The sequence below is a fragment of the Georhizobium sp. MAB10 genome (assembly GCF_045012825.1).
GTDB classification, from domain to species: domain Bacteria; phylum Pseudomonadota; class Alphaproteobacteria; order Rhizobiales; family Rhizobiaceae; genus Georhizobium; species Georhizobium profundi.
The window spans coordinates 379,630-401,637 of record NZ_CP118314.1 but is presented as its reverse complement, the minus strand read 5'-3'; the positions used below and the strand labels follow the sequence as shown (position 1 = coordinate 401,637).

At 62.8% G+C, this 22,008-nt stretch carries 19 protein-coding genes; 6 read left to right on the top strand and 13 right to left on the bottom strand.

The genetic code is table 11. The features are described 5' to 3' along the window. The first annotated feature begins 55 nt into the window (after nt 1-55). Nucleotides 56-760: an FCD domain-containing protein gene (locus tag PU133_RS01800; protein WP_245451397.1), complete on the top strand. Its 705-nt coding sequence runs from the start codon at nt 56-58 to the stop codon at nt 758-760. A 9-nt stretch (nt 761-769) separates the two neighbouring features. On the opposite strand, the gene PU133_RS01795 is transcribed toward PU133_RS01800, so the two are convergent. The 6 genes from PU133_RS01795 to PU133_RS01770 form a co-directional block, all read right to left on the bottom strand. Then, nucleotides 770-1,426, bottom strand: coding sequence for a hemolysin III family protein (locus PU133_RS01795; RefSeq protein ID WP_404863266.1), 657 nt, complete (start codon nt 1,424-1,426; stop codon nt 770-772). A gap of 118 nt (nt 1,427-1,544) precedes the next feature. After that, entirely contained in the window at nt 1,545-2,912 is a 1,368-nt protein-coding gene (locus tag PU133_RS01790) for a PepSY-associated TM helix domain-containing protein (protein ID WP_404863265.1), read from the bottom strand. A 222-nt stretch (nt 2,913-3,134) separates the two neighbouring features. Beyond that, complete coding sequence (locus PU133_RS01785) at nt 3,135-3,542, bottom strand: hypothetical protein (protein WP_404863264.1); 408 nt, start codon at nt 3,540-3,542, stop codon at nt 3,135-3,137. A 92-nt stretch (nt 3,543-3,634) separates the two neighbouring features. Next, nucleotides 3,635-4,279, bottom strand: coding sequence for an acyl-homoserine-lactone synthase (locus PU133_RS01780; protein ID WP_404863263.1), 645 nt, complete (start codon nt 4,277-4,279; stop codon nt 3,635-3,637). Nucleotides 4,280-4,387: 108 nt separating this feature from the next. After that, nucleotides 4,388-5,092 carry an autoinducer binding domain-containing protein gene (locus tag PU133_RS01775; protein WP_404863262.1) on the bottom strand — a complete coding sequence of 235 codons (705 nt, stop codon included), beginning with the start codon at nt 5,090-5,092 and terminating at the stop codon, nt 4,388-4,390. 153 nt (nt 5,093-5,245) lie between these two features. Beyond that, the gene (locus tag PU133_RS01770) at nt 5,246-7,537 is read right to left on the bottom strand and encodes an FdhF/YdeP family oxidoreductase (RefSeq protein ID WP_404863261.1); all 2,292 of its coding nucleotides are present in this window, start codon (nt 7,535-7,537) and stop codon (nt 5,246-5,248) included. A gap of 160 nt (nt 7,538-7,697) precedes the next feature. On the opposite strand from PU133_RS01770, the gene fdhD reads away from it, so the two are divergent. Next, nucleotides 7,698-8,477: a formate dehydrogenase accessory sulfurtransferase FdhD gene (gene fdhD, locus PU133_RS01765; protein ID WP_404863260.1), complete on the top strand. Its 780-nt coding sequence runs from the start codon at nt 7,698-7,700 to the stop codon at nt 8,475-8,477. 15 nt (nt 8,478-8,492) lie between these two features. Here fdhD and PU133_RS01760 read toward each other — a convergent pair whose 3' ends face one another. The 6 genes from PU133_RS01760 to PU133_RS01735 are packed head-to-tail and all read right to left on the bottom strand — an operon-like array spanning nt 8,493 to nt 15,210. After that, the gene (locus PU133_RS01760; protein ID WP_404863259.1) at nt 8,493-9,284 is read right to left on the bottom strand and encodes an ATP-binding cassette domain-containing protein; all 792 of its coding nucleotides are present in this window, start codon (nt 9,282-9,284) and stop codon (nt 8,493-8,495) included. Beyond that, entirely contained in the window at nt 9,277-10,158 is an 882-nt protein-coding gene (locus tag PU133_RS01755) for an ABC transporter ATP-binding protein (RefSeq protein WP_404863258.1), read from the bottom strand. The genes PU133_RS01760 and PU133_RS01755 overlap by 8 nt, the downstream gene beginning before the upstream one ends. Then, the gene (locus PU133_RS01750; protein ID WP_404863257.1) at nt 10,155-11,006 is read right to left on the bottom strand and encodes an ABC transporter permease; all 852 of its coding nucleotides are present in this window, start codon (nt 11,004-11,006) and stop codon (nt 10,155-10,157) included. The genes PU133_RS01755 and PU133_RS01750 overlap by 4 nt, the downstream gene beginning before the upstream one ends. Continuing rightward, nucleotides 10,999-12,009, bottom strand: coding sequence for an ABC transporter permease (locus PU133_RS01745; RefSeq protein WP_404863256.1), 1,011 nt, complete (start codon nt 12,007-12,009; stop codon nt 10,999-11,001). The genes PU133_RS01750 and PU133_RS01745 overlap by 8 nt, the downstream gene beginning before the upstream one ends. A 44-nt stretch (nt 12,010-12,053) precedes the next feature. Further along, complete coding sequence (locus tag PU133_RS01740; protein WP_404863255.1) at nt 12,054-13,589, bottom strand: ABC transporter substrate-binding protein; 1,536 nt, start codon at nt 13,587-13,589, stop codon at nt 12,054-12,056. Nucleotides 13,590-13,641: 52 nt separating this feature from the next. Further along, nucleotides 13,642-15,210, bottom strand: coding sequence for a phytoene desaturase family protein (locus tag PU133_RS01735; RefSeq protein ID WP_404863254.1), 1,569 nt, complete (start codon nt 15,208-15,210; stop codon nt 13,642-13,644). Nucleotides 15,211-15,352: 142 nt separating this feature from the next. Here PU133_RS01735 and PU133_RS01730 point away from each other — a divergent pair, with 142 nt between their 5' ends. Next, nucleotides 15,353-16,144, top strand: a complete 792-nt coding sequence (locus PU133_RS01730) for a cyclase family protein (RefSeq protein ID WP_404863253.1) — start codon at nt 15,353-15,355, stop codon at nt 16,142-16,144. Between the two features lie 8 nt (nt 16,145-16,152). Next, entirely contained in the window at nt 16,153-17,721 is a 1,569-nt protein-coding gene (locus PU133_RS01725) for a phytoene desaturase family protein (RefSeq protein ID WP_404863252.1), read from the top strand. 33 nt (nt 17,722-17,754) lie between these two features. On the opposite strand, the gene PU133_RS01720 is transcribed toward PU133_RS01725, so the two are convergent. After that, on the bottom strand, nt 17,755-19,542 hold the full coding sequence (locus PU133_RS01720; protein ID WP_404863251.1) for a gamma-glutamyltransferase family protein: 1,788 nt from the start codon (nt 19,540-19,542) through the stop codon (nt 17,755-17,757). A 346-nt stretch (nt 19,543-19,888) separates the two neighbouring features. Between PU133_RS01720 and PU133_RS01715 the strand changes: the two genes are divergently transcribed. Further along, nucleotides 19,889-20,686, top strand: a complete 798-nt coding sequence (locus tag PU133_RS01715; protein WP_404863250.1) for a phytanoyl-CoA dioxygenase family protein — start codon at nt 19,889-19,891, stop codon at nt 20,684-20,686. Between the two features lie 650 nt (nt 20,687-21,336). Then, a complete protein-coding gene (locus PU133_RS01710) occupies nt 21,337-21,990 on the top strand; it encodes a LuxR C-terminal-related transcriptional regulator (RefSeq protein ID WP_404863249.1) in 654 nt (217 codons plus the stop codon). Nucleotides 21,991-22,008 lie beyond the last annotated feature (18 nt).

Below are 22,008 nucleotides of genomic sequence, written 5' to 3'. Positions count from 1 at the left end.
TTACGCGACCGATGTTTATTGCCTACAATTGAATATCGGTTGAAGGGCAGCGATCATGTATCAGCAGATGAAGACGGACAGTAGCGACCTGATGGTTTTGCGCACGTCTTCGCTGACGGGAGTGCTCGAGCGTGAGCTCGAGCATCTCATCCTCACCGGAGAGCTGAAGCCAGGCGAGCGGCTGAACGAAATCCAGATCTCGACCCGCTTCGGCACCAGCCGCGGTCCGCTGCGAGAGGCAACGCGCAGCCTTCAAGCCAAGGGCCTGGTGGACATCATCCGCAACCGCGGTGTCTTCGTGCGCTCGGTTTCCGCCAAGGAAGCGCTGGAGATCTATGACGTCCGCGCTGCGGTCTTTGGTCTGGCCGGCCGACTTCTTGCCGATCTCGTCACGGATCAGATCCTGACGCGGCTGAACGCGTTTCTCGATCAGATGGACGAGATCGCCGCGGGCAAGGATTTCGATCAGTATTACCCGGTCAACCTCGCATTCCACGATTACCTCGTCACCTCGACCGGCAACGAGACGCTGGTCAAGGAGTATAAGAGCTTCGTGAACAAGCTCCACCTTGCCCGTGCAAGGGGTCTCGTTCAGGCCGGCGGCCTGTCCGTGTCCAACCGCGAGCACCGCGAAATGGTTGATGCGCTTGCTTCCGGCAACCGCGAACGTGCGCAGGAAGCGTTCTTCCGCCATGTGGAGCGTTCGAAGATCCGCTTCCGCTCGACGCTGGAGGCACTGGACCCGCCCGTCGAGTCCTGATCGGGATTTTCAGGCGCTGCTCAGTCCGGTGATGGCCACCGTGACTGCGGAGAAATGGAAGCCCGCAGCGACCAGCACGCACAGGTGCCAGAGCGCGCGCTGAAAGCGCAGTCCCTGCCAGAGATAGAGAATGACCCCGGCCGAATAGATGAGGCCGCCGATGACGATCAGCGAGACGACCTGCGGCCCGAGCGTCGCCATCATGTCGTCGAAGATCAGCACCCCGCTCCAGGCCAGCGCGAGATAGAGCAGCACAGACAGTTTGTCGAAGCGGCCGATGGAGATGACCTTCATCAGGATGCCAAGGCCCGCGAGCCCCCAGATCCAGACGAGCAGCCAGTTGCCCACCGTATCGATCTGCAGCGCAAACGGCGTGTAGGTCCCGGCGATCAGTGCGTAGATCGCTGCGTGGTCGAGCTTGCGCAGCCGCGCCTTTACCGGAGAATTCGGCCACATGTTGTAGGCCGCCGATGCGGCGAAGGAGGCGAGAAGGCTCGCCACATAGATGACCGCACCTGCCGTATGGAGCGCGTCGGCGTGGCGAAGCGCAATCACCACCAGTGCGACACCGCCGATCAGGCCTGCCGCGAGACCGACGGCATGGACGGCGCCATCCGCCAGATAGGCTGCGTGATCGCGCTCGTTCTGTTGGTGGCTGGCCGACATGCACTCCCTCCGCGCTTCCACGTTTCGGGTGCCTCGTTTTTGTTCGAGCGTCAAGCCGCGACGGGGAACAGGTGACCGGCCGGAAGGTTGCGTCAGCCACCCACCGGCCGCGTCGAATTCAGCGTATGACGGGGCGGCCTCTGATGCGCATGAACGTCCAATCGAGAGCGAGCATCACCAGGAGCGACAATCCGGTCAGGGGAAAGAGAATGCCGCCCAAGACGAGAATGGCAATCAGCCCGCGGAATGCCCGTCTGTCAGCCGGCATAGGCGGTACGCCGATCCCGCCACTCGGTCGACGCTTCCACCACATCACGCCGGCCGAGACAGCCATGGCGACGATCCCGAAGCAGACGGCAAGCAACAGGATCTGGTTCGCGAGGCCGAACTGCTGGCCCATATGCACGTTGATCCCGAATTCCAGCCATTTGCCGAGCGGGCCGTAATCCGCATAGCTCATGTCGATCAGCGGCTCGCCCGTATATTGATCGAGATGGACCACGCGCTGCTGCGCAAGATCGTCCGGGTAGACCGAGCCAGTGAAGACGCCCGTGGGTGTCGCGGGAATGTTCACCGCATAGCCGGCATGAAGCCCAAGCCGCTCGAGCGTCTCGACCGCGCGGTCGATGCCGATCGAGGGGGCGCCATCGGCGGGCTCGGCGGTTTCGGGCACCTGCGCCTGTTCAAGCGACCAGCTTGTCTGGCCCATATGGTGCAGATGCTCGTCCGACATAGGCACGGCCACACGCACGCCTGCCGGATAGCCGAAATTGTTGCCGTTCGCCCATTCATTGACCTTCCCGCCCCAGACATTCGACCAGGGCATGCCTGTGAGCGCGAGGAACACGATGAAGAAGCCGACGAAAATGCCGGTGACCGCATGGGTGTCGCGCCAGAATGTGCGCGATTTCGGCTTTCCCCGCACGGTAACGACGCCGCCCCTTGCCTTGCCGCGGGGCCACCACAGAAAGATGCCGGTGCCGACGAGCAGGATGGTCCAGCCGCCGACGATCTCGATGATGCCGCGTGCCACCGGGCCGAAATAGCGCAGGCTGTGCAGATAGCGCACGGTCCACATGACCGTACCCCGATCCGACATCGCGCCGAGCACCTCGGCCGAATAGGGGTTCACGTAAACCGCCAGGCGCTCGCCGCCATCTGTGTTGACGGTGATTTCCGCGGACTGATCGGGACGTGCCGGATCGGTGAACTTTACCGCAGTGCCGGGATACGCCGCCCGCGCCGCGTCGATCATGGCCGATGGCGCGGCGAGATTGATGGTCTCCTGAACCGCCACCCGCTTCATGTCGGCATGGATGATCGCATCCAGCTCGTCGCGAAAAAGATAAAGCGCGCCGGTGACGGCGAGCGTGATCATGAAGGGTAGGACGAAAAGCCCCGCATAGAAATGCCAGCGCCAGACGGCGCGATAAAGATCGGCTGAACGCGATGGCTGTGCGGCCGCGCTGAAGGTCGTTTCGGTCATCGATCTCTCCCGTCAGACGCGGCTGGCCGCAGGAACGGAAGAGGCCGCGTCGCATCGAGTGCGACTGGCCCCGAGACCGCTGGCCGTGACGAGGAGGATGGAACGGGTCATGGAGTGGCGGACATGCAGTGCCGCCTGCCCGAGAAGGGTCGGTTTCATGGAAATCTCCGAGGATGTGCAAGAAAAAGGCAGCCGCTGCAACACAGCCGGTCGCCAGAAACATCACGCGGAGAAAGAAGGAGGTGCCCGGGCCTTGGAGGCGAGGCCGTAGTGGCTGGGCGGCGCCTGCGGCGCTGCGATCAGGGCATGCGTCAGTCCCGGCAGCACCGGAAGCGCGAATGAGGGAGCGTCAGCTCCGGGAAGGCCCGCGCCGGTCGCGCAGGCTGCCTGACAAAGAGTGGAGCAGCAGTCCCGATCGAGATCCTGCAGAGGGTGAGGTTCACCGTCGACGACGGCTTCGTGCACCGAACAGATGATGGTGGCCGGATCCGGCCCGCCCAACATCGTCGCTTGAGCGTAGCTCGTGACGAGGCCTTGGAAGAACAAGAGATAGCCAAGAAGCAGGCTGCCGATCAGCCGCCTCGCAGTTCTCTCCGCGCTTTTCCAGTTCATCCCCATGAACGGGCTCATGCCACAGAATCTATGGACAGTCACTGCGATCCGTCAGCTTCGCGTCCCATGCGCCAGAACCGTGGGTGGACATCGTGCAAGAATGCGCGGCTTCAGGCAGCGACGCGCTCGGGAGCAATGGGTGCAAAAAGCGGTGCAGGCAACCCGAGCTTTGCCCGCACAGCGGCTTCCACCGGCGGGGAGATATCGAAAATCCCGCAGCAGACCGGCAGCCTGCCATAGCCATCGGACCGCCCTATCTCGTCCAGCTGCAGCCCCGCCCGGCGGTAGACCCGCTTCATGTGCGGCTCGTAATTGGAAACGATCGTGTGGATGCCGTGGGCGCGCCCGCATTCGATGATCGCAAGACACATGGTCGCGAAGGCATCGCTCGCGGCGATGTCCGGCCGTAGCGCAGCGATCGCCTCGCAGTCGACGCAAGTCCGCGTCGCCTCCCATATGCCCGGCGCCGCAAGGCACGCGGCATCGGGAAAGGTTTTGCTGAACACGTCGTAGAGAAGCGTGGGGCCGGTCGTCGGCATCAGGCGCGTCGAGCCGAGAAGCGTGCCGGTTCGCTCGTCCGTCCACACGATATAGACCGCATCCATCCCATCGTAGCGATCGCGTTCAAGCCCGGCGGAGCAATGCTGCAGCGACCAGCCGAGCTGATCGATGAACACGCGTTTGCGCAGCCGGTACATCTGATCGAGCAGATCCGCATCAGCCGGCCGGTATGGTGCCTGAAGTATCCGAAACATTGTGCTGTCCCTGTTTCAATTTGAAACAAGGGTGACATTCGAGCGCCGCGTGGAAAATCCGCACAGAGCGTGCCGCCAGCTGCGGTCCGTACCGATGTACGTATCGTTTCAGGCGTTGTTTTCTTCGATGAGATTGAACCGGATTGCCTTGGCGACCGCCTCGGCGATGCTGCCGCATCCAAGCTTCAGGCGGGCCGATCGGAGATAGGCGCGTGCAGTGTGTTCGGAGATGTCGAGCTGGCGCGCGATCTCCTTGTATGTGCGGCCCTCCGCGCTCCAGGTCAGGCATTCGAGCTCGCGGGCAGCGAGCGCCGGCAGCGGATCCGAGCCATGAAGTTCGCCGATCGCCTTTTCGTGGATCAGAAACGCAAGCTCGGCGAGCGCGGCCCGCTCCGCCTCCACAATCTGCCGAAAGGGCGTGGTATCGAGTTGCGTCGTCGTCAAGGACAGAAGCGCCCGCCGGCGCACGCGATCGATGATCGGGATCGTGTAGCCCTCGGTGCCGACGCCGTGGGCTATGGCATCCTGCATCAATTCCATCGCCTGAGGTGCCATCGGCAGTTCGCTCCAGAAGAACGGCAGCTGCCTGCGAAACCCGTGCTGCACCACCGGATCGACATTGACGTAGCGCTTCAGGATGTAACGCCCCATCCAGGCGTCCGAATAGGTGCTCTTGACGAAGGGCGCGTCGATGACGGCGTCGATCGTGTAGCCGAGATGGTAGGTCGCATGGTCGAAACCGAAATGGCTGCGCAAGGCGTGCACGGCCTCGTCGACCGTCTCCGCAAGGCGCACGGCCTGCGCTGTGCGCATCGATAGCGCAGATTCAGTCCCGGCCACGCATGCCCCACAGCTTGGAAGGATCTTAATACGTACAATTGTACGTATTGGTAGCGGCAAGTCGAGACGTCATCGCGTGCTGGAGGCGTGCATGCGCATTTTGCAATCGATGCGCGCAGCCGGTTGTCAGGCCTTCTCGACCTTGACCGGCACGCCCTTCGAGCCGGGTGTCTTCGATGTGCGGTCATGCAGGCTGAGTGGTACCAGCACGTTGCATTCCGGATAGTAGGAGCCGATCGTGCCGAGCGGGAGGTCGAACGGGATGACCTCAAGCCCGGGAAGCCGACGAGAGATGCCATCGTCCGCATCGCTGACGAGCGTCACGATCTGGCCCTTCGCCAGCCCCTCGCGCAGCATGTCGGCTTCATTGATCAAGAGCACGTCGCGCGTGCCTTCGATCCCGCGGAACCGATCCGAATAACCGTAGATCGTGGTGTTGAACTGGTCGTTGGACCGCATCGTGATCAGTGTGAAGCGACCTTCCGCATCGTCGAAGCCCAATGCGTTGAGTTTCTCCGGCACGGTGAACTCGGCCTTCCCGCTGTCGGTCTCCCAGATACGGTCGCGCGCCGGGTTGCCGCGCCAGAAACCGCCGGGTGTGTTCAGGCGCTGGTTATAGTCCCTGAAATCGTCCGGATAGGTCGCCTCGATCAGGTCGCGCACCCGGCTGTAATCTGCGACCCATTCGCGCCAGCGGCGCTTGGGATGCGGCTCGGTGATCACTTCAGCGATCGAAGCGACGATATCGAGCTCCGACTTCAGTTCTGTCGAAGCAGGCTCCTGCTTGCCGATCGAACCGTGGATCATCGAGAAACTGTCCTCGACTGAAATGTATTGCGGTCCCGACGCCTGTTCGTCCTTCTCGCCCCGCGTGAGGCAAGGCAGGATAAACGCCGCTTTGCCGGGATAAAGATGGCTGCGGTTGAGCTTGGTGGAAACCATGACGGTCAGCTCCTGGGCGCGCCAGTGCTGCTCCAACTGGTCGGTTTCGGGCAGCGCACGCATGAGGTTGCCACCGAGGCACAAGGTCGCCTTGATCCTGCCCCCGATGATGCCTTCCGCCGCATCGACGATATGCGTCCCGTCCTTCTCGGGAGGATCGAAATCGAAAAGCGTGCGCAGCCGATCCATGGGGATCAGCGCGGTCTTCTCCGCAATGCCGACGGTGCGCTGGCCCTGCACGTTGGAATGGCCGCGCACCGGGCAACAGCCTGCACCTGGCTTGCCGATATTGCCGCGAAGCATGAGGAAGTTGACAAGCATGCCGATATTGTCGGCACCGTGGGTGTGCTGGGTGAGGCCCATGCCGTAAACGCCGATGACCCGCTCGGCTTCCATGTAAATCTGCGCTGCCTCACGCAGCGCTTCTTCCGTCAGCCCGCACGCCGAAATGATCGCTGCCCATGGCTGCGACCGCGCGAAGTCGACGAAGGCCTCAAAGCCGTTCGTGTGCTCCTCGATGAATGGCCAGTCGAGGACTGGGGTTGCGCCTGTTTCGCGAGCCGCATCGTCTGCCTCGATGACGGCTTTGCAAAGCCCGAGGATCGCCGCGATATCTGTACCGGCCCGGAGCTGGTGATACTGGTCGGAGATCGTCGTCTCCTTGCCGGTGATCATGGCGACCGGATCCTGCGGGCTGACGAAAGAGATGAGCCCTTGCTCCCGCACGGGGTTGAACGTGACGATCTTGGCGCCCCGCTCCTTCGCTTCCTTCAACGGATGAAGGAAGCGCGGGGAATTGGTACCGGGGTTCTGGCCGAAGAAGAAAAGGCAGTCGGTCTCCTCCAGATCCTCCCAAATGATGGTGCCAACCGGTGAGCCAATCACCTCGGTCAGCCCAACGCTGGTCGTTTCGTGGCACATGTTGGATGACTGCGGCAGGTTGTTGTTGCCGTAGAGCCGCGCCATCAGCGCCCAGAGATAGGATGCTTCCAGCCCGGCATGGCCGGATGAGTAGAAAACCACGTCGTCTCTCGGAAGATCTTCAAGCGTCGCGCCGATGGCGGCGAAGGCATCCGCCCAGCTCGTTTCCACATAGCGGTCGCTCGCGGCGTCGTAGCGCAGCGGATGCGTCAGCCGCCCGGTCTTCTCCAAATCGTGGTCGCTCCAGCCGAGCAATTCGGTGACGGTGTGATCTTTCCAGAAGTCCGGCGTGCAGCGGTCCTTCGTGGATTCCCAGAGCGTCGCTTTCGCCCCGTTCTCACAAAACTCGAAGGCGCGATAATTGGCAGGTTTCGGCCAGGCACACGAAGCGCACATGAAGCCGCCGGGCTTGTTCTGCCGCCAAAGTGTCTGAAGCGCCTCTGACGAGGGGTCGCTCATCCCGGTGATGCGGGCGATGCTGCGCAGCGAGCCCCAGCCTCCGGCAGGTCCGCTCTCTTTGGGCAGGTCGTCGTGCTCTTCGGCCTTGCTGGTCATGAATGCATCCGCGTTGTTTGCTCCTCAGGCGCAACGGGTTCGTTGTTCAAAAGATGCATCGAAGCGGGCAGAAAAGTGCGGACGGACTGGAACCGGACCGGTGACGCCAGATTATGCGTGCATGGCCCAATGCAGGGCGGACGTCTGGAGAGCCCGCAAAATGGAAGCAGCAAGCCGCCTCAGCAACACCTATCCCCGCGCCGTGCTCGCATCATTGCCGGATGAGGTCCCGGTTTCGATCACCTGCAACGGCTCCAGCCAAGCCGTGATGATGGCGACGCCGCGCGACGTGGAGGATTTCGCCTGGGGCTTCGCGCTGTCGGAAGGCTTCATCCAAAGTCCTGACGACGTCGACTGGTTCGATGTTCTGCAGCATGACAACGGCATCGAAGCACGCTTCTGGCTGAAAGCCGAGCGTGCCGCCGACCTTGGCGCGCGTCGCCGCAAGATGGCGGGACCGGTCGGCTGCGGTCTCTGCGGCATCGACAGCCTGCAGGAAGCCATGCGCCCACTGCCAAGGATGGAGGCCGGCGGTGTCCGCTTCAGCTTTGCCGCCATGCACGAAGCGCGCGTGGAACTGCGCGCCCACCAGCCGCTGAGGGATGAAACGCGCGGGCTGCACGCAGCCGGCTTCATGCATCCCGGTCTCGGCATCCTGCTCGCGCGCGAGGACGTCGGCCGACACAATGCGCTGGACAAGCTCTGCGGCGCGATGTTCCGCTGCGGTATCGAAACCGCCGCCGGCGCCGCCATCATCACGAGCCGGATTTCGGTCGATCTCGTGCAGAAATGCGTCATCAGCGGCATTCCGGCATTGATCGCGATGTCGACCCCAACCCGCGCGGCAGTAGCGGTTGCCGAGGCCGCCGGCCTGACCCTGGCGGCCTTCAACCATGGCGACATCGAGATCTACGCGAACGCCCACCGCATCAGCGACTAAAGGCGTGTTGCTGCATCACCAGCGTTGCGACGGATCAGGCTCCGGGATGGAGCCGAGAAGCTGGCGCGTATAATCGTGGGAAGGCGACGTGAAGAGGTCTGCCACCGGCTGGTCCTCCACGATCTTCCCCGTCTGTAGTACGATCACCCTATCGCACAATCTTCGAATCACGGACAGATCGTGGCTGATGAAGGCAAGGGTCAACCCGAGGTCCTTCACCAGGTTCGCCAAAAGCGTCAGCACCTGCGCCTGCGACGACACGTCGAGGCCGGAAACGATCTCGTCGGCCACGATGAAATCCGGACGGAGCGCGATTGCCCGCGCGATGCCGACGCGCTGGCGTTGCCCGCCGGACAGCTCGTGCGGATAACGCCCGGCAAAACCGCGCGGCAGTCCCACATGGTCGAGCGCTGCCGCAACGCGCGGATCGTTGGTCTTCGCGCGCAGAGGCGCCGCGATGATCCGGCCAATCGTCAGCCGCGGATTGAGCGCCGACATCGGGTCCTGAAAGATCAATTGGATCCGTTGCCGAAGTGGTCGCATCGCATCGTCGGAAAGATGTGTCACATCCTGGCCGTCGAAGGTCAGCGCCCCGGCCGTTGGCTCGACGAGCCGCACCAGCGTGCGTCCAAGCGTGGTCTTGCCCGAGCCCGAGCCACCGACAATGCCGAGCACGCTGCGCCGTTCGATGGAGAACGAAATATCATCGAGGATGCGCAAGCGGGGTGCTGCGCCGAAAAGCGGTTTGCGGGTCTGGTCGGCAACCTCCACCCTCAGCCCCTCGATCCTGTAGAGCGCGTCAGTCATGGCGCACCCACTGGCGGTCAGCGTCGCTGATCTCGCCGCGCACGGCTGCGATCACGTCGTCGGGCACGGGCAGGAGCGATGCATCCGGGTCCGTGTGCCGCGGTGTCGCTGCAAGAAGCGCCCGGCCGTAGGCATGGCGCGGGCCGTTGAAGAACGAGGCGACGTCCGTGTCCTCCACGACCTTGCCACCGTAAAGCACGCTGAGGCTGTCGCAGATTTTCGCCACCACGCCGAGATCGTGCGTCACGAAAAGCAGCGCCGTGCCATGCCGCGCCTGCAGGTTGGAAATGAGCTTCAGGATCTGCTTCTGCACCGTCACATCGAGAGCCGTCGTCGGCTCGTCGGCGATGATGAGCTTCGGCTCAGCCGCAAAGGCCGAGGCGATCAGGATGCGCTGGCGCATGCCACCCGATAGCTCGTGTGGATATTGCCGCATGACGCGCGCAGGGTCAGCGATCTGCACCTCTTCCAGGACTTCCAGCGCCCGCACTTCGGCGGCGCGGCGCGTCCAGCCAAGAATGTCGACCAGCCGATTGGTGATCTGCGGCCCGATCCGGCGCGAGGGGTTGAGCGCGGTCAGCGGGTCCTGGGGAATGAGGGCGGTCGATGCGCCGATCAGCCGCCGCCGGTCCGCGTCCTTCAGCTTCAGGAGGTCCTGCCCGTCAATCAGGATCTCACCTTCCACGACGTTCAGCGCCTTAGGCAGCACGCCGAGCACGGCCTTGCCGATCATGCTCTTGCCGGCTCCGCTTTCCCCGACGAGCCCGCGGATCGTGCCGGGCTGAAGATCGATGTCGACGGAGCGCAGCACGCGCTCGCCCGTATCGCGCAGCACGGCCGACAGATTGCGGATGGTGAGATAGCCGCCGCTCATCGAAGCACAGGATCGAAGCGGTCCTTCAGTCCCTCGCCGAACTGGGCAAAGGAGAGGACGGTGAGAAATAACGCGATCAGCGGAAAGACCAGCACCCACCACGCCTGGTGGATGCTCAGGCGTCCCTCCGCGATCATGCCGCCCCAGGTGGGCTGGTCGGTGGAGATCGACAGATTGACGAAGGAGAGGATCGCCTCGACGATGACCGCGATCCCCATTTCCAGGCTGAGCAGCGCGACGATCGTGGGCAGCACGTTGGGCAGGATCTCCGAAAGCATCGTCTTCATCCGCGTGAAGCCGGCAATGCGGGCGCTGTGCACATAGTCCATCTGCGACTGGTTGAGCGTCTCGGCGCGCACCACGCGGCAGAAGCGCGTCCAGTCGATGACGACGATCGCAACGATGACCGAGGTGAGCCCGGTGCCGATGACGGCGATGAGAAGAATGGCGAAGAGGATCGGCGGAAACGCCATCCAGATGTCGACCAGCCGGCTGATGATCCGGTCCGCCCAGCCGCGATAATAGCCGGCAATCAGCCCGAGCGTCGAACCGATGAGACAGGTGCCGATGCCGGCGACAAGCGCGACGATGAGGGCGATGCGCGCACCATGGATGAGCCGTGAAAGCACGTCGCGGCCGAGACTGTCCGTGCCGAGCAGGTAGCCGGGTTCCGTGCCTGCCATCCAGAAAGGCGGCAGCCGCCCATAGAGAAGATCCTGCATCAGCGGATCGTGCGGCGCGATGAGCGGCGCGAAGACTGCCGCAAGCGCAACGATCGCCAGCCACAGGCCCGAGAGCCAAAGCCGTGCGCCAGCCCGCCTTTTGACCGCGCCGCGCCCGTCAAGCATGGCGGAGCCTCGGGTTCAGGAACGCATAGGTCATGTCGACGAGAAGATTGATCGCCGTGAAGATCAGCGCGAAGAGGATGACGATCCCTTGGATCAACGGCAGGTCCCGGTTGATCACTGCATCGACCGCCATGTTGCCGAGTCCTTCATACGAGAACAGCCGCTCGATGATCACCGTGCCGCCGATGAGGAAGGTGAATTGTACCCCGATCAGCGTCAGCGTCGGCAGAAGCGCGTTGGGTAGGGCCTCGGACAGGATCACGCGCGTTTCAGAATAGCCCTTCGTGCGGGCCAGCACCGCGTAATCGAGATTGACGGTTTCCTTCAGCGATTGTTTGAGCAGCTGCGCGATGATTGCGGCGAGCGGCAGCGCAAGTGCGAGCGCTGGCATGAACATGTGGCGCAGCAGATTGCCGGTCAGATCGAAGCGCAGCCTGAAGATGCTCTCGATCAGATAAAACTGAGTCGAAAACGGCAGGTCGAGACGCGGCGATACGCGGCCGGAAATCGGGAACAGCGGCCAGACGACGCCGAGCAGGATGATCAGCAGCAGGCCCCAAAGGAAATCGGGCGCTGAAAGGCCGATGCCATTGGCAAGATCGACGCCCGTCTCCGTGCGGCGGCCGCGGTAGCGCGTGCCGATGATCGCGGCACCCATGCCGAGAATCACCGCGATGATCAGCGCCATGAGGCTCAGTTCGAGTGTTGCCGGCAACCGGCCGAGAACGAGGTCGAGCACCGGCTGGCGCGTGGAGATCGACGTCCCGAAATCGCCTTGAAGCACATTGCCGAACCAGATCGTGAACTGCTCGAAGATGGATTTGTCGAGCCCGTAGAGCGCGCTCAACCGCTCGATATCGGCAGCGCTCGCGCCTGGCGGCAGCATCATGGCGATGGGATTGCCGGGCACGACACGCACCACGACGAAAACGATGATGGCCACGCCGATCAGTGTGATCAGCGTGGTGAGAAAGCGCGAAAGGACGACGCGAAGGATGGGCATGGATCAGTCCAGCGCGCCGGCCTCGATCATCAGGAAAAGTCCGCTCACGCCGGCCCGATCAGCTGCGGCAGCAGCGCACCGGAGGCATGCGCCGTCACAGTAAGGCCGGGACGGTAGACGATCGGCTGGACATACTGGATGAGCGGGATGACGAGGCCTTCCTCGGCGATGAAACGATCGACATCCTTCCAGCCCTGAATGCGGGCCTCTTCGTCCGCCTCGCCCCAAAGCGGGATGATGCGGTCCATGAGGTCCTGGCCATCCCAGACCGAATGCGGGCTCGGGCCGAACATGGCAAAGCCGGTCGACGTCGTCGGGTCGCCCACCGCATTGCCCCAGTTGTAGAAGGCTGCCGGTGCAAGCTGATCGGCGGCGCGCAGTTCGAAATGCTGCGCGATCTCGTACACCTCGATCTCGGCCTCGATCCCGACGCGGCGCCACATGCCGACGATCGCCTGGATCATCTCGTAGTCCTTGGGCTTGAAGCCGCGCGTCGTCTGGATCTTGAAGCGCACGGGGTTCTCGGGCGAGAAGCCGGATTCCGCGAGCAGCGCCTTGGCGCCTTCCTCGTCATAGGCCACTTCGAAGGAGGAATCGTAGGCGATGTATTCCGGCGTCTGCAGCGTGCTGATCGGCACGCCGTAGCCGCTGAGCAACCGGTCGATGAGAAGCTGCTTGTCGATGGCCATGTGCGCGGCAAGCCGCACATTCTTGTCGAGCATCGGCTCGACGTCGTTCAGGAAGATCATGGCGATGTCGGAGATCGGCTCGGCCACGCCTTCGAACTCGCCGCCCGTCAGGCGGTCATATTCCTCATAGGGAATTTCAAGCGTCACGTCGGAATTGCCGGATTCGATTTCCGCCACGCGGCTCGCCGCATCGGTCACGAACTTGATCGTTACCGCCTCAAAAGCGGGCGCGCCGTTCCAGTAATCCGGGTTTGCCTTGAGGCGTACGAAGGCGTTGCGCTCATAGCTTTCGACCATATAGGGGCCGGTGCCTATGGGCTTTGCCTCAAAGCCGTCCGCGCCGACTTCTTCGTAATAGGCCTTGGGCAGAACATAGCCCGTGAGGAACGACATCCATTTGAAGATGGTCGGGTCGAACTCCAGCACGTCGGCTTCGATGCGGTTGCCGTCGATGGTGAAATTGCCGATCTTGGACCAGGTGAACTGGATCGGGTTGCCGGTTTCGGCCTTGCCGGCGCGCTCCAGCGACCAGACGACGTCCTCCGCGCTGAAATCGCTGCCGTCATGCCACTTCACGCCCTCGCGCACGACCATGAAGATCTTGGAATTGTCGTCGTTCCAGCCCCACTCCGTGATCAGTCCGGGCTTGAAGCTGAGGTCCGGATCCTGATGGATGAACATGTCGAAGACGGACTGGTAGAAACCCTGGATCGTCGGGTTGACCGCCGAGGGGCCGACCGTCGGGTCCCAGGAAGGCAGGTTGACGTTATAGGCGATGACAAGCTCGTTGGCTTCCTGCGCGAAGGCCGAGAGCGGCAGGTTGAAGCCCGCAAGCGCAGCACTTGCGCCGGCAAGCTTCAGCAAAGTTCGTCTGTTGGGATGCGTGATCATCGGTTCAGTTCCCCTGTGTTCGGCCGCTTGTTTGCGCGGCATTGTTTGTCACTCATTGACCTGCCAACTGGCAGGCGAGCATGTAACCCGACCCGGCACCGACGCCCGCACCCGGCCAGGTGGCCGCGCCGACGAGATGCAGATTGCCGACGGGCGTGTGCCAGTCGGCAAAGCCCGGGGCCGGGCGGAACAGGAAATTCTGCGCAAGATGGTGGCTGCCGCAGATCTGGTCGCCGCCGACGAGATTGGCGTTGCCTCGTTCGAGATCGAGCGGCGACACGGCTGTTTTGCCGATGATCTTGCCGCGCAGGCCCGGCGCATAGCGTTCGAGAATGTCGAGCACGCGTTCAGCATAGATCTCGCGCACGCTGTCCCAGTCGCGCGCTTCGATCTCGCCGGCCGCGTCGCCCTCGATGATGGCAGGCACCATGCGCACCTGCACCCAGAGCACATGCTTGTCCTGGGGTGCGCGGGAGGGGTCTACCGTCGTCGGTTGGCCGACGACCAGCACTGGCTCGCGCGCCAGAAGCCCGGCAGTCGCATCCGCATAGGCGCGCGCCATCATGTCCATGTCCGGCGCCACATGCACATAGGCGAAGCGCTTAAGTTCGGCGTCCGGCCAGTCCGGCAGTCCGTCGAGTGCCAGATGCAGCATCATCGTGCCGGGCGCATGGCGAAACGCCGCCATCTTCGCATCGAAGCTCCTGTCGCCACTGCCTTCCGGCAGCAGATGTGCGAGCGCCTTGGGCGCCACCGACCCGATCACGGCACGTCTGGCGGCAAACCGCCGACCGTCCGCCAGCACCACGCCGGTGGCTTTGCCACCACTCGTCTCGATGCGTTCCACGCGCGCATTGCAGTGCACCTGGCCGCCCCGCTTCTCGATCATCCCGGTGAGCGCCGTGATCATCGTTTCGGCGCCGCCCTTGCCGATCACCATGCCAAAGCTCTGGTTGGCCATGCCCTCGAGATAGGGAAAGAGCGCGCCGCCTGCGACATCGGGCGCGAAGTCGAGATGCATGCCCCAGGCGGCGAGCATCGTGCGCATCTCCGCGCTCTCGAACGTCTCGTCGAGCCAGGCGCGGGGCGACATCAGGAGAAACCGAAGCAGCTCGCGACCGCCGCCGACACCTTCGCGGCGAAAGGCTGCAAGAAAATTACGTGCAATTGCACGTTTCTTCATCGGGCTGCCAAGCAGTGAGAACAGACTGTCGGCGCGCTTGGGAAACCCCGCAACGAGGGTCTTCCATGTCTCAGCATCTTTCAGCGATCGCGCCTGGATCCAGCCGAGCGTCTCGTCCATGTCGGTCGATACGCCGAGCCAGCTGCCATCACGGAAGATAGATGCGAACGGCCGCGACACCGGGGCGAACGCCAGTCCGTACTCGGCAAGCTCGCTGCCATAGGCCCTGTGGAATGCAGAACCCGCAAACAGGCTGAGATTCATCGCGGCAATGTCGTGCTTGAAGCCGGGTGCGGTCAGCTCTCGCGTTTTGACGGCTCCGCCCGGCCGATCTGCCGTTTCGAAAACGGCGACCTTCCAACCCTTTGCGGCGAGGTGCGCCGCGCAGGCCAGCCCGTTATGTCCAGCCCCAATGATAAGGGCATCAGCATCAGTCATGTCGGCACCATCCCCGATCAAGATATTTGCAGATGCATTTACTTCCGTCTAGTCTCGCCGGAGCGCCTGCGAAATTTGTTTCGCGCGTATGGAAAAGAGGCGAAGGTTGCGGCCGTCGCTGACAAAGAGGAGAACAGTGAAGATGTCTGCTGCCGATACATTGGGCGAACTGGCCGGGCTTCTCCTGAGTGGCAAGGTGGAGGTGGTCGACCTCTCCGCACCGCTCGGACCCGATACCCCGCTCTTGAAGCTGCCGCCGGAACTGGCGAAGGACACGCCGAAGATCGAAATCCACAAGATCTCCGAATACGACCAGAACGGTCCTTTCTGGGCCTGGAACTGGCTGAAGATCGGCGAGCATTCCGGCACCCATTTCGATGCGCCGCATCATTGGATCACCGGCAAGGACTTTGCCGACGGCTATACCGACACGATCAAGCCGCAGAATTTCGTGGCCCCGGTCAACGTCATCGACTGCTCGGCCGAGACCGAAGCCGATCCGGACTTCCTGCTCACCGCTGAAGGCGTAAAGGCCTGGGAAGCCAAACACGGCGAGATCAAGCCCGGCGAATGGGTCGTGATGCGCACCGACTGGGACAAGCGCAACGGTTCGGAAGATACCTTCCTGAACATGGACGAGAACGGCCCACACTCGCCCGGACCGACACCCGATTGCATCGCCTATATTCTTGAAAAGGGCGCTATCGGCTGGGGCACCCAGTGCATCGGCACCGATGCGGGCGGTGCCGGCGGCATGGAGCCACCATTCCCGGCGCACAACTTCCTGCACAAGGCCAACAAGTACGGTCTCGCCAGCCTCTGCAATCTCGACAAGCTTCCGCCAAAGGGCGCCGTCCTGATCGCCGCGCCGCTGAAGATTGCGGAAGGCACCGGCAGCCCGATCCGCGCGCTTGCGCTCGTCGCGACACACTAAGAACGACGATGGTGGCCGATCACATCATCATCGGCAGCGGCATCAATGCGCTTACGGCCGCCGCCATGCTCTCGGGCAAGGGCCACAAGGTCCTCGTGCTGGAGCGGGCGGACCATGTCGGCGGCTGCATGCTGTCAACCGAAGCCACGCTGCCGGGCTTTACCCATGATGTGATGGCGGCCACCTTCGTCCTCTTCCTGACCGGTCCGGCTCATGCCGCGCTCGGTCAGGATCTCGCCCGCCACGGGCTCGAATTCTGCCATACACCGCACCCGACTGGCGTCATCCGCCCGGATGGATCGAGCGTTGTTCTCACGACAGACCGCGCGGGCAATATCGCCGCCTTCGACCGCTTGGCTGCCGGCGACGGCGATGCCTACAAGGCTGACGTTACCAGCATCGAAGCCAACGCACCCTTGCTCTTCGGCCTGCTCGGCGGCGAGCTGTGGAGCCGGCAGATCGCGACACTGATTGCGCGCGAAGCGTGGAAGCGCGGTCCGCGTACCCTTCTCGCCTATCTCGGCGAAGCACTGATGCCGGCGCGCCGCTGGCTCGGCTCCATCTACCAGGCGCCCGAACTTCAGGCGCTGTTTGCGCCCTGGACGCTCCATTGCGGGCTTTCCCCCGACGACGCCTATTCCGGCCAGATGGGCAAAATCGTCGCCTTCGCGCTCGAGGCGGCCGGCGCGCCGATCGCCAAGGGCGGAGCTGGCAAGGCGGCTCAAGCCTTCCGCAGCCTGATCGAGGAACGTGGCGGCACGGTGCGTACCGGCGCCGACGTGACCCGCATCCTCGTCGAAAACGGGCGAGCGGTCGGCGTACGTCTTTCAAACGGTGAAGAGCTGCGCGTCTCGCGCTCGGTCATCGCTTCCGTCGCGCCGGGCAAGCTTTACGGCCCACTACTTGGCAATGATGCGCCGCCGGCCGCCCGTGAGGCGGTGAAGACCTTCACCCACGGGCGCGGCAACTTTCAGCTTCACTATGCTCTCAATGCCGCACCGCGCTGGACCACCGAGGGCTTCGACAAGGTGGCACTCATCCATTTGACCGACGGCATCGATGCCGTTTCCAAGTCGCACAACGAGGCGCTGCGCGGCATGCTGCCGGAAACGCCGACGATCTGCGTCGGTCAGCCCGCAGCGCTCGATCCATCCCGCGCGCCCGATGGCAAGGCGATCCTCTGGATCCAGATCCCTGATGCACCACGCGCCATCAAGGGCGATGCGGCCGGTGAGATCGCGACCGACGGCACCTGGAACGAGGCAACGAGAGAGGCCTTCGCCGACCGCATCGAAGCGATCCTCAAGCGTCACATATCGAATTTCGACGAGATCGTGCTGAAACGCCGTGCCTATTCCCCGGCCGATCTCGAAGCGATCAACGTCAACCTCGTCGGCGGCGATCCCTATGGCGGTGCGGCGACGATCGATCAGTTCTTCGCCTGGCGTCCGCTTCCCGGTTCCGTCAACCACGCAACCGGCGTCAAGGATCTGCACCATATCGGCGCCTCTACCCACCCGGGGCCTGGCCTGTCGGGCGGGTCGGGCTTTCTCGTCGCCAACCGGATCGCGAAGTAGCTGAGAACGAGTTGCCGCTGCGCGACCGGGCGTCTATCGCCCGATCGCATAAGCCTGCATCAGCCGCGGCGTTGCCGCCGCGCGCAACAGCCCATTCGCGTCGCGTTTTGTGGCGGTCAGGCGCCCGACGGTCCACGGTTCTGCAACGGTGATTTCGTGTCCGCGCGCTTCCAGTTCGGTCAGCGTCGCTGCGCCAATCGTCTCCTCCACCATGATGTGTCCCGGCTGCCGCGAGCGAGGATAGAACGAGCTCGGGAAATGCGTGGTGTGGAAGAGCGGCAGGTCGATCGCCTCTTGCAGATTGAGCCCGTGATGCACGTGGCGCAGGAAGAAGGCGAGTTGCCACTGGTCCTGCTGGTCGCCTCCAGGCGTCCCGAAGGCCATTGCGGGCCGGCCTTCATGCAGCGCCAGCGAAGGCGTCAGCGTCGTGCGCGGGCGTTTGCCGGGCGCAAGCGAGGTGGGCAGGCCGTCCTTCAGCCAGAACATCTGCGCCCGCGAATTCAGGCAAAACCCGAGGCCGGGAATGGTTGGCGAGGATTGCAGCCAGCCACCCGATGGTGTGACCGACACCATATTGCCTTCCCGGTCGATGACATCGATATGCACCGTGTCGCCACGCTTTTCGGAGAGATGCGCCATCGTCGGCTCGTAGACACCCTGTCCCGTCGGGCTCATCGCTTCAAGAAGCGCCATGGTCGCATCGTGCTGCGCGTCGAAACCGGGAACACGACCGGGGCGCAGGTCACGGCTGGCTGTCGCGCCGATCAGCTTCCGGCGCTCGTGGTTGTAAGCCTCGGACAACAGATGATCGAGCGGCACGGACGCGAAGTTCGGGTCGCCGTAATAGACTTCACGGTCGGCATAGGCGAGCTTCATCGCCTCGACCACATGATGCACGAAATCCGCACCGCCCGTGGCCATTCCCGCAAGATCGATGTCCTTGAGGATCGCCAGCGATTGAAGGAGCACCGGCCCCTGGCCCCAGGGTCCCGTCTTGGCAACGGTCCAGCCATGATAGTCGTAGGTAACGGGCGCCTCGATCGTTGCACGATAATTGGCAAGATCGTCCGCCGTCAGCACGCCCTTGTGGCGGCGACCGCTCGCGTTCTTCACTGCGGCGGTCTTGAGCCAATCGGACATGCGCTCGGCGACGAACCCCTTGTAGAAAGCGTCGCGCGCGGCTTCGATCTGCTCTTCGCGGCCCGATTTCGCCTCGCCCTCCGCGACGATCTTCTTCCACGTCTCGGCAAGCACGGGATTGCGCACGATGTCGTTCGCGGCAGGGGCGTGCCCGCCAGGCAGCCAGGTCTCGTACGAGGTCGGCCATTCCTCGCGGAAAAAATCCGTCATCCCCGCAATCGTCGCGGCCACGCGCGGCAGAACGGGATGGCCATGCTCGGCGTAGTGGATCGCCGGCTCCATCACCTCGCGCAGGCTGAGCCGACCATAATCGCGCAGCATCGTCATCCATCCATCGAAAGCGCCGGGGATGACGGTTGCGAGCAGTCCGTCGCCCGGAATGATATCCATCCCCTCGCGCGTATAGTGTTCGATCGTCGCCCCGGCCGGTGCCGGACCCTGCGCGCAGATGACCTCGACCTTGTCCTTCCGCGCCGAATAGATCACCGCCGGCAGGTCGCCACCCGGTCCGTTCAGATGCGGCTCGAGCACTTGCAGAGCCATGCCCGTCGCAACGGCTGCGTCGAAGGCATTGCCCCCGATTTCCAGCATGCGCATGCCGACCGCCGACGCGATCCAGTGCGTCGAGGCAACGACGCCGAACGTGCCCAGGATTTCCGGACGAGTGGTGAACATGGACATAGAAATGGCGCCTCCGCTCCTCGTGAACCCGCCTTGTGGGACAGGAGCCAGCCTCTGTCCATGGCTGGGCGTCGATTTCGGACCGCCAGCCCTGCTGCCGGACGGCTGGGACATGCGTTCCAGCGGCTTGAATAGCGTTGGCGATGTTCCCCGCATGAGAAGCGCCTCCGGCCTTGTTTGCGGATCTCTTGCCCGGAAACGATACGGCTGCCAAACACGCGCCATGATGATGTTTCAGTCCGCATTCTTCCCGCTGAACGGACGGCACACAGTCGTCGGGCATCCAGATGCCTCTTAAAGTCATGTCCGGCCTGTCCCGCGCGAAGGCTGTTTGGAAAAGGATCGAATGTCGCAAGCGTCTCATTCCAGTCTGAGCCGGGCTCAGATCGCGCAATTCATTGAAGATGGTTACATCAAGCTCGACGGTGCCTTCGATGGCGCCCTTGCCTCGAAGGGGCGAGACCAGCTCTGGAACGCGATGGGGCTTTCCCCTGACGCGCCGGAGGCATGGACACAGCCTGTCGTACGCTTGCGCTTTATGACCGGCGCGCCGTTCGTCGATGCTGCCAACACGCCGCTCCTGCATGCCGCCTACGATGCGCTCGTGGGCGAGGGCCGCTGGCTGAAGCCCGAAGGTCTTGGCACTTTCCCCGTGCGCTTCCCGTCGGCAAACGATCCAGGAGACGCGGGTTGGCATGTCGATGCGAGTTTCAGCACCGAAAACCCGGATTTCATGCAGTGGCGGGTCAATGTGAAAAGCAGCGGTCGCGCCCTGCTCATGCTGTTCCTCTTCTCCGATGTCGGGGAATCGGATGCGCCCACCAAAATCAGGAAAGGCTCGCACCGCGCGATCGCCAGGCAGTTGCTCCCGGCCGGAGCCGGTGGCCTCACGCTTGGCGAACTGGCCGCCGATGGCTTTGCGTCGACGTCCGACTGCGAAGAAGTGCTGGCCACCGGCGAGGCCGGAACGGTCTATCTCTGCCACCCATTCCTCGTCCACTCCGCCCAGCCGCATCGAGGGTCAAAGCCCCGCTTTATGGCCCAGCCTCCGCTCCTGCCGAAGGCCGAGTTCGACCCGTCGCAGCCACCGTCTGCGGTGCAGATAGCCATCCGCAGGGCAATAGGGATGGAGCGCCAGGTTTGAAGGCAATTGCTGCGACAGTTCCCACAGCCCGAGAGCCTTCGGCGAGTTCGCTGAACGGGAAGATCACGGTGGTGGAGAGAGAGGCAGGAGTGGCGGAGAGAGAGGGACTCTCCCCCAAACTCGTCAAAAGCCACCTTTTCCAGGCCCTCGTAATGGAAGATCCCGGTTGAAGAGATACACCGCGGAGTACACGTTAGTGTACACGGTGTTCGTGCCGATCATTATACCAAATGCCGATAGAGTTCCAGACCCGGCGTGGGCTCGACCCGCACGATAGTTTCTGGGTGGAATCGGTAGAGCTGATTTTTCATGATGACTTAATGCTTCGTTCGTTAAGGGTACGAGCGGCACCAAGCCAAAGCACTGGCGGCTCGCAGCGAGGTCCAGTCCCTGCGCGCCGACGATGGCTTCCGCCGAGGCAATCCTTCCGAGCACAATCCAATCAAACGCATTGTGCGCTGAAGTGGGACGCAATTAACAACAACGCATTTTATTCGAATGATGCTGGAACCTTATGGTTCAACTTCACGTATCATGAATATAAAGAGCATCACCGCCTTCGCAGTTAAGGTTAATAGATATTTAAGACGGACTAGGCTCACATGTCGTGATACTGAACTCGTGCCACTGGGGATTGTATCGAGTTGAGTATGTCCAACATCGCCATCATCACGGACAGTGCTTTATTATCGACTGTGATCGATCGCGCAGTTGCCGCTTCTTTCAATGGCACGCGGCGGCAGTTTGGTTTCCGTTCGATCCCAGACGGGGAAGATCTTCGCGACAGCATCGTGATCATCGATGCAGTCTCGCCTGATGCCGTTATTCAGTTGCTAGAGGCACGGCCGGAGACGGTCGATCTGGAGCGCACCATCATCCTGATGAGATCCGATCAGTTCTGTGAAGACTATGCATCCGTGGTCGGGCGCGTTGGTGGACTGCTTCCCGCCGATTTCACTGTGGAAGAGATCGCTCTGGCAGCAAAACTGGTTCGCCGCGGGTTATCGATGGTGCCATCGGCGGTCTTCGCGGTGATCGACGCTGACGAATTCGAAAATGTCGCGCTTGATGAGGCACCTTTAACGGAACGCGAGGACAGCGTGCTCAATCTGATCGCGGAGGGGGCCGGAAACAAGGCGATCGCCCGACGCCTGGATATCAGCGACAGCACGGTTCGCGTTCACGTTCGGTCAATCATGAAAAAACTTGGCGTTCAGAACAGGACGCAAGCGGCACTGCGCGCCATTCGCCAGCGTACGCCACAACGTCAAAGCGCTGCGGGGAAGCTGCCCGCCAAACGATAGTCTCACTCTTCAAGCGGA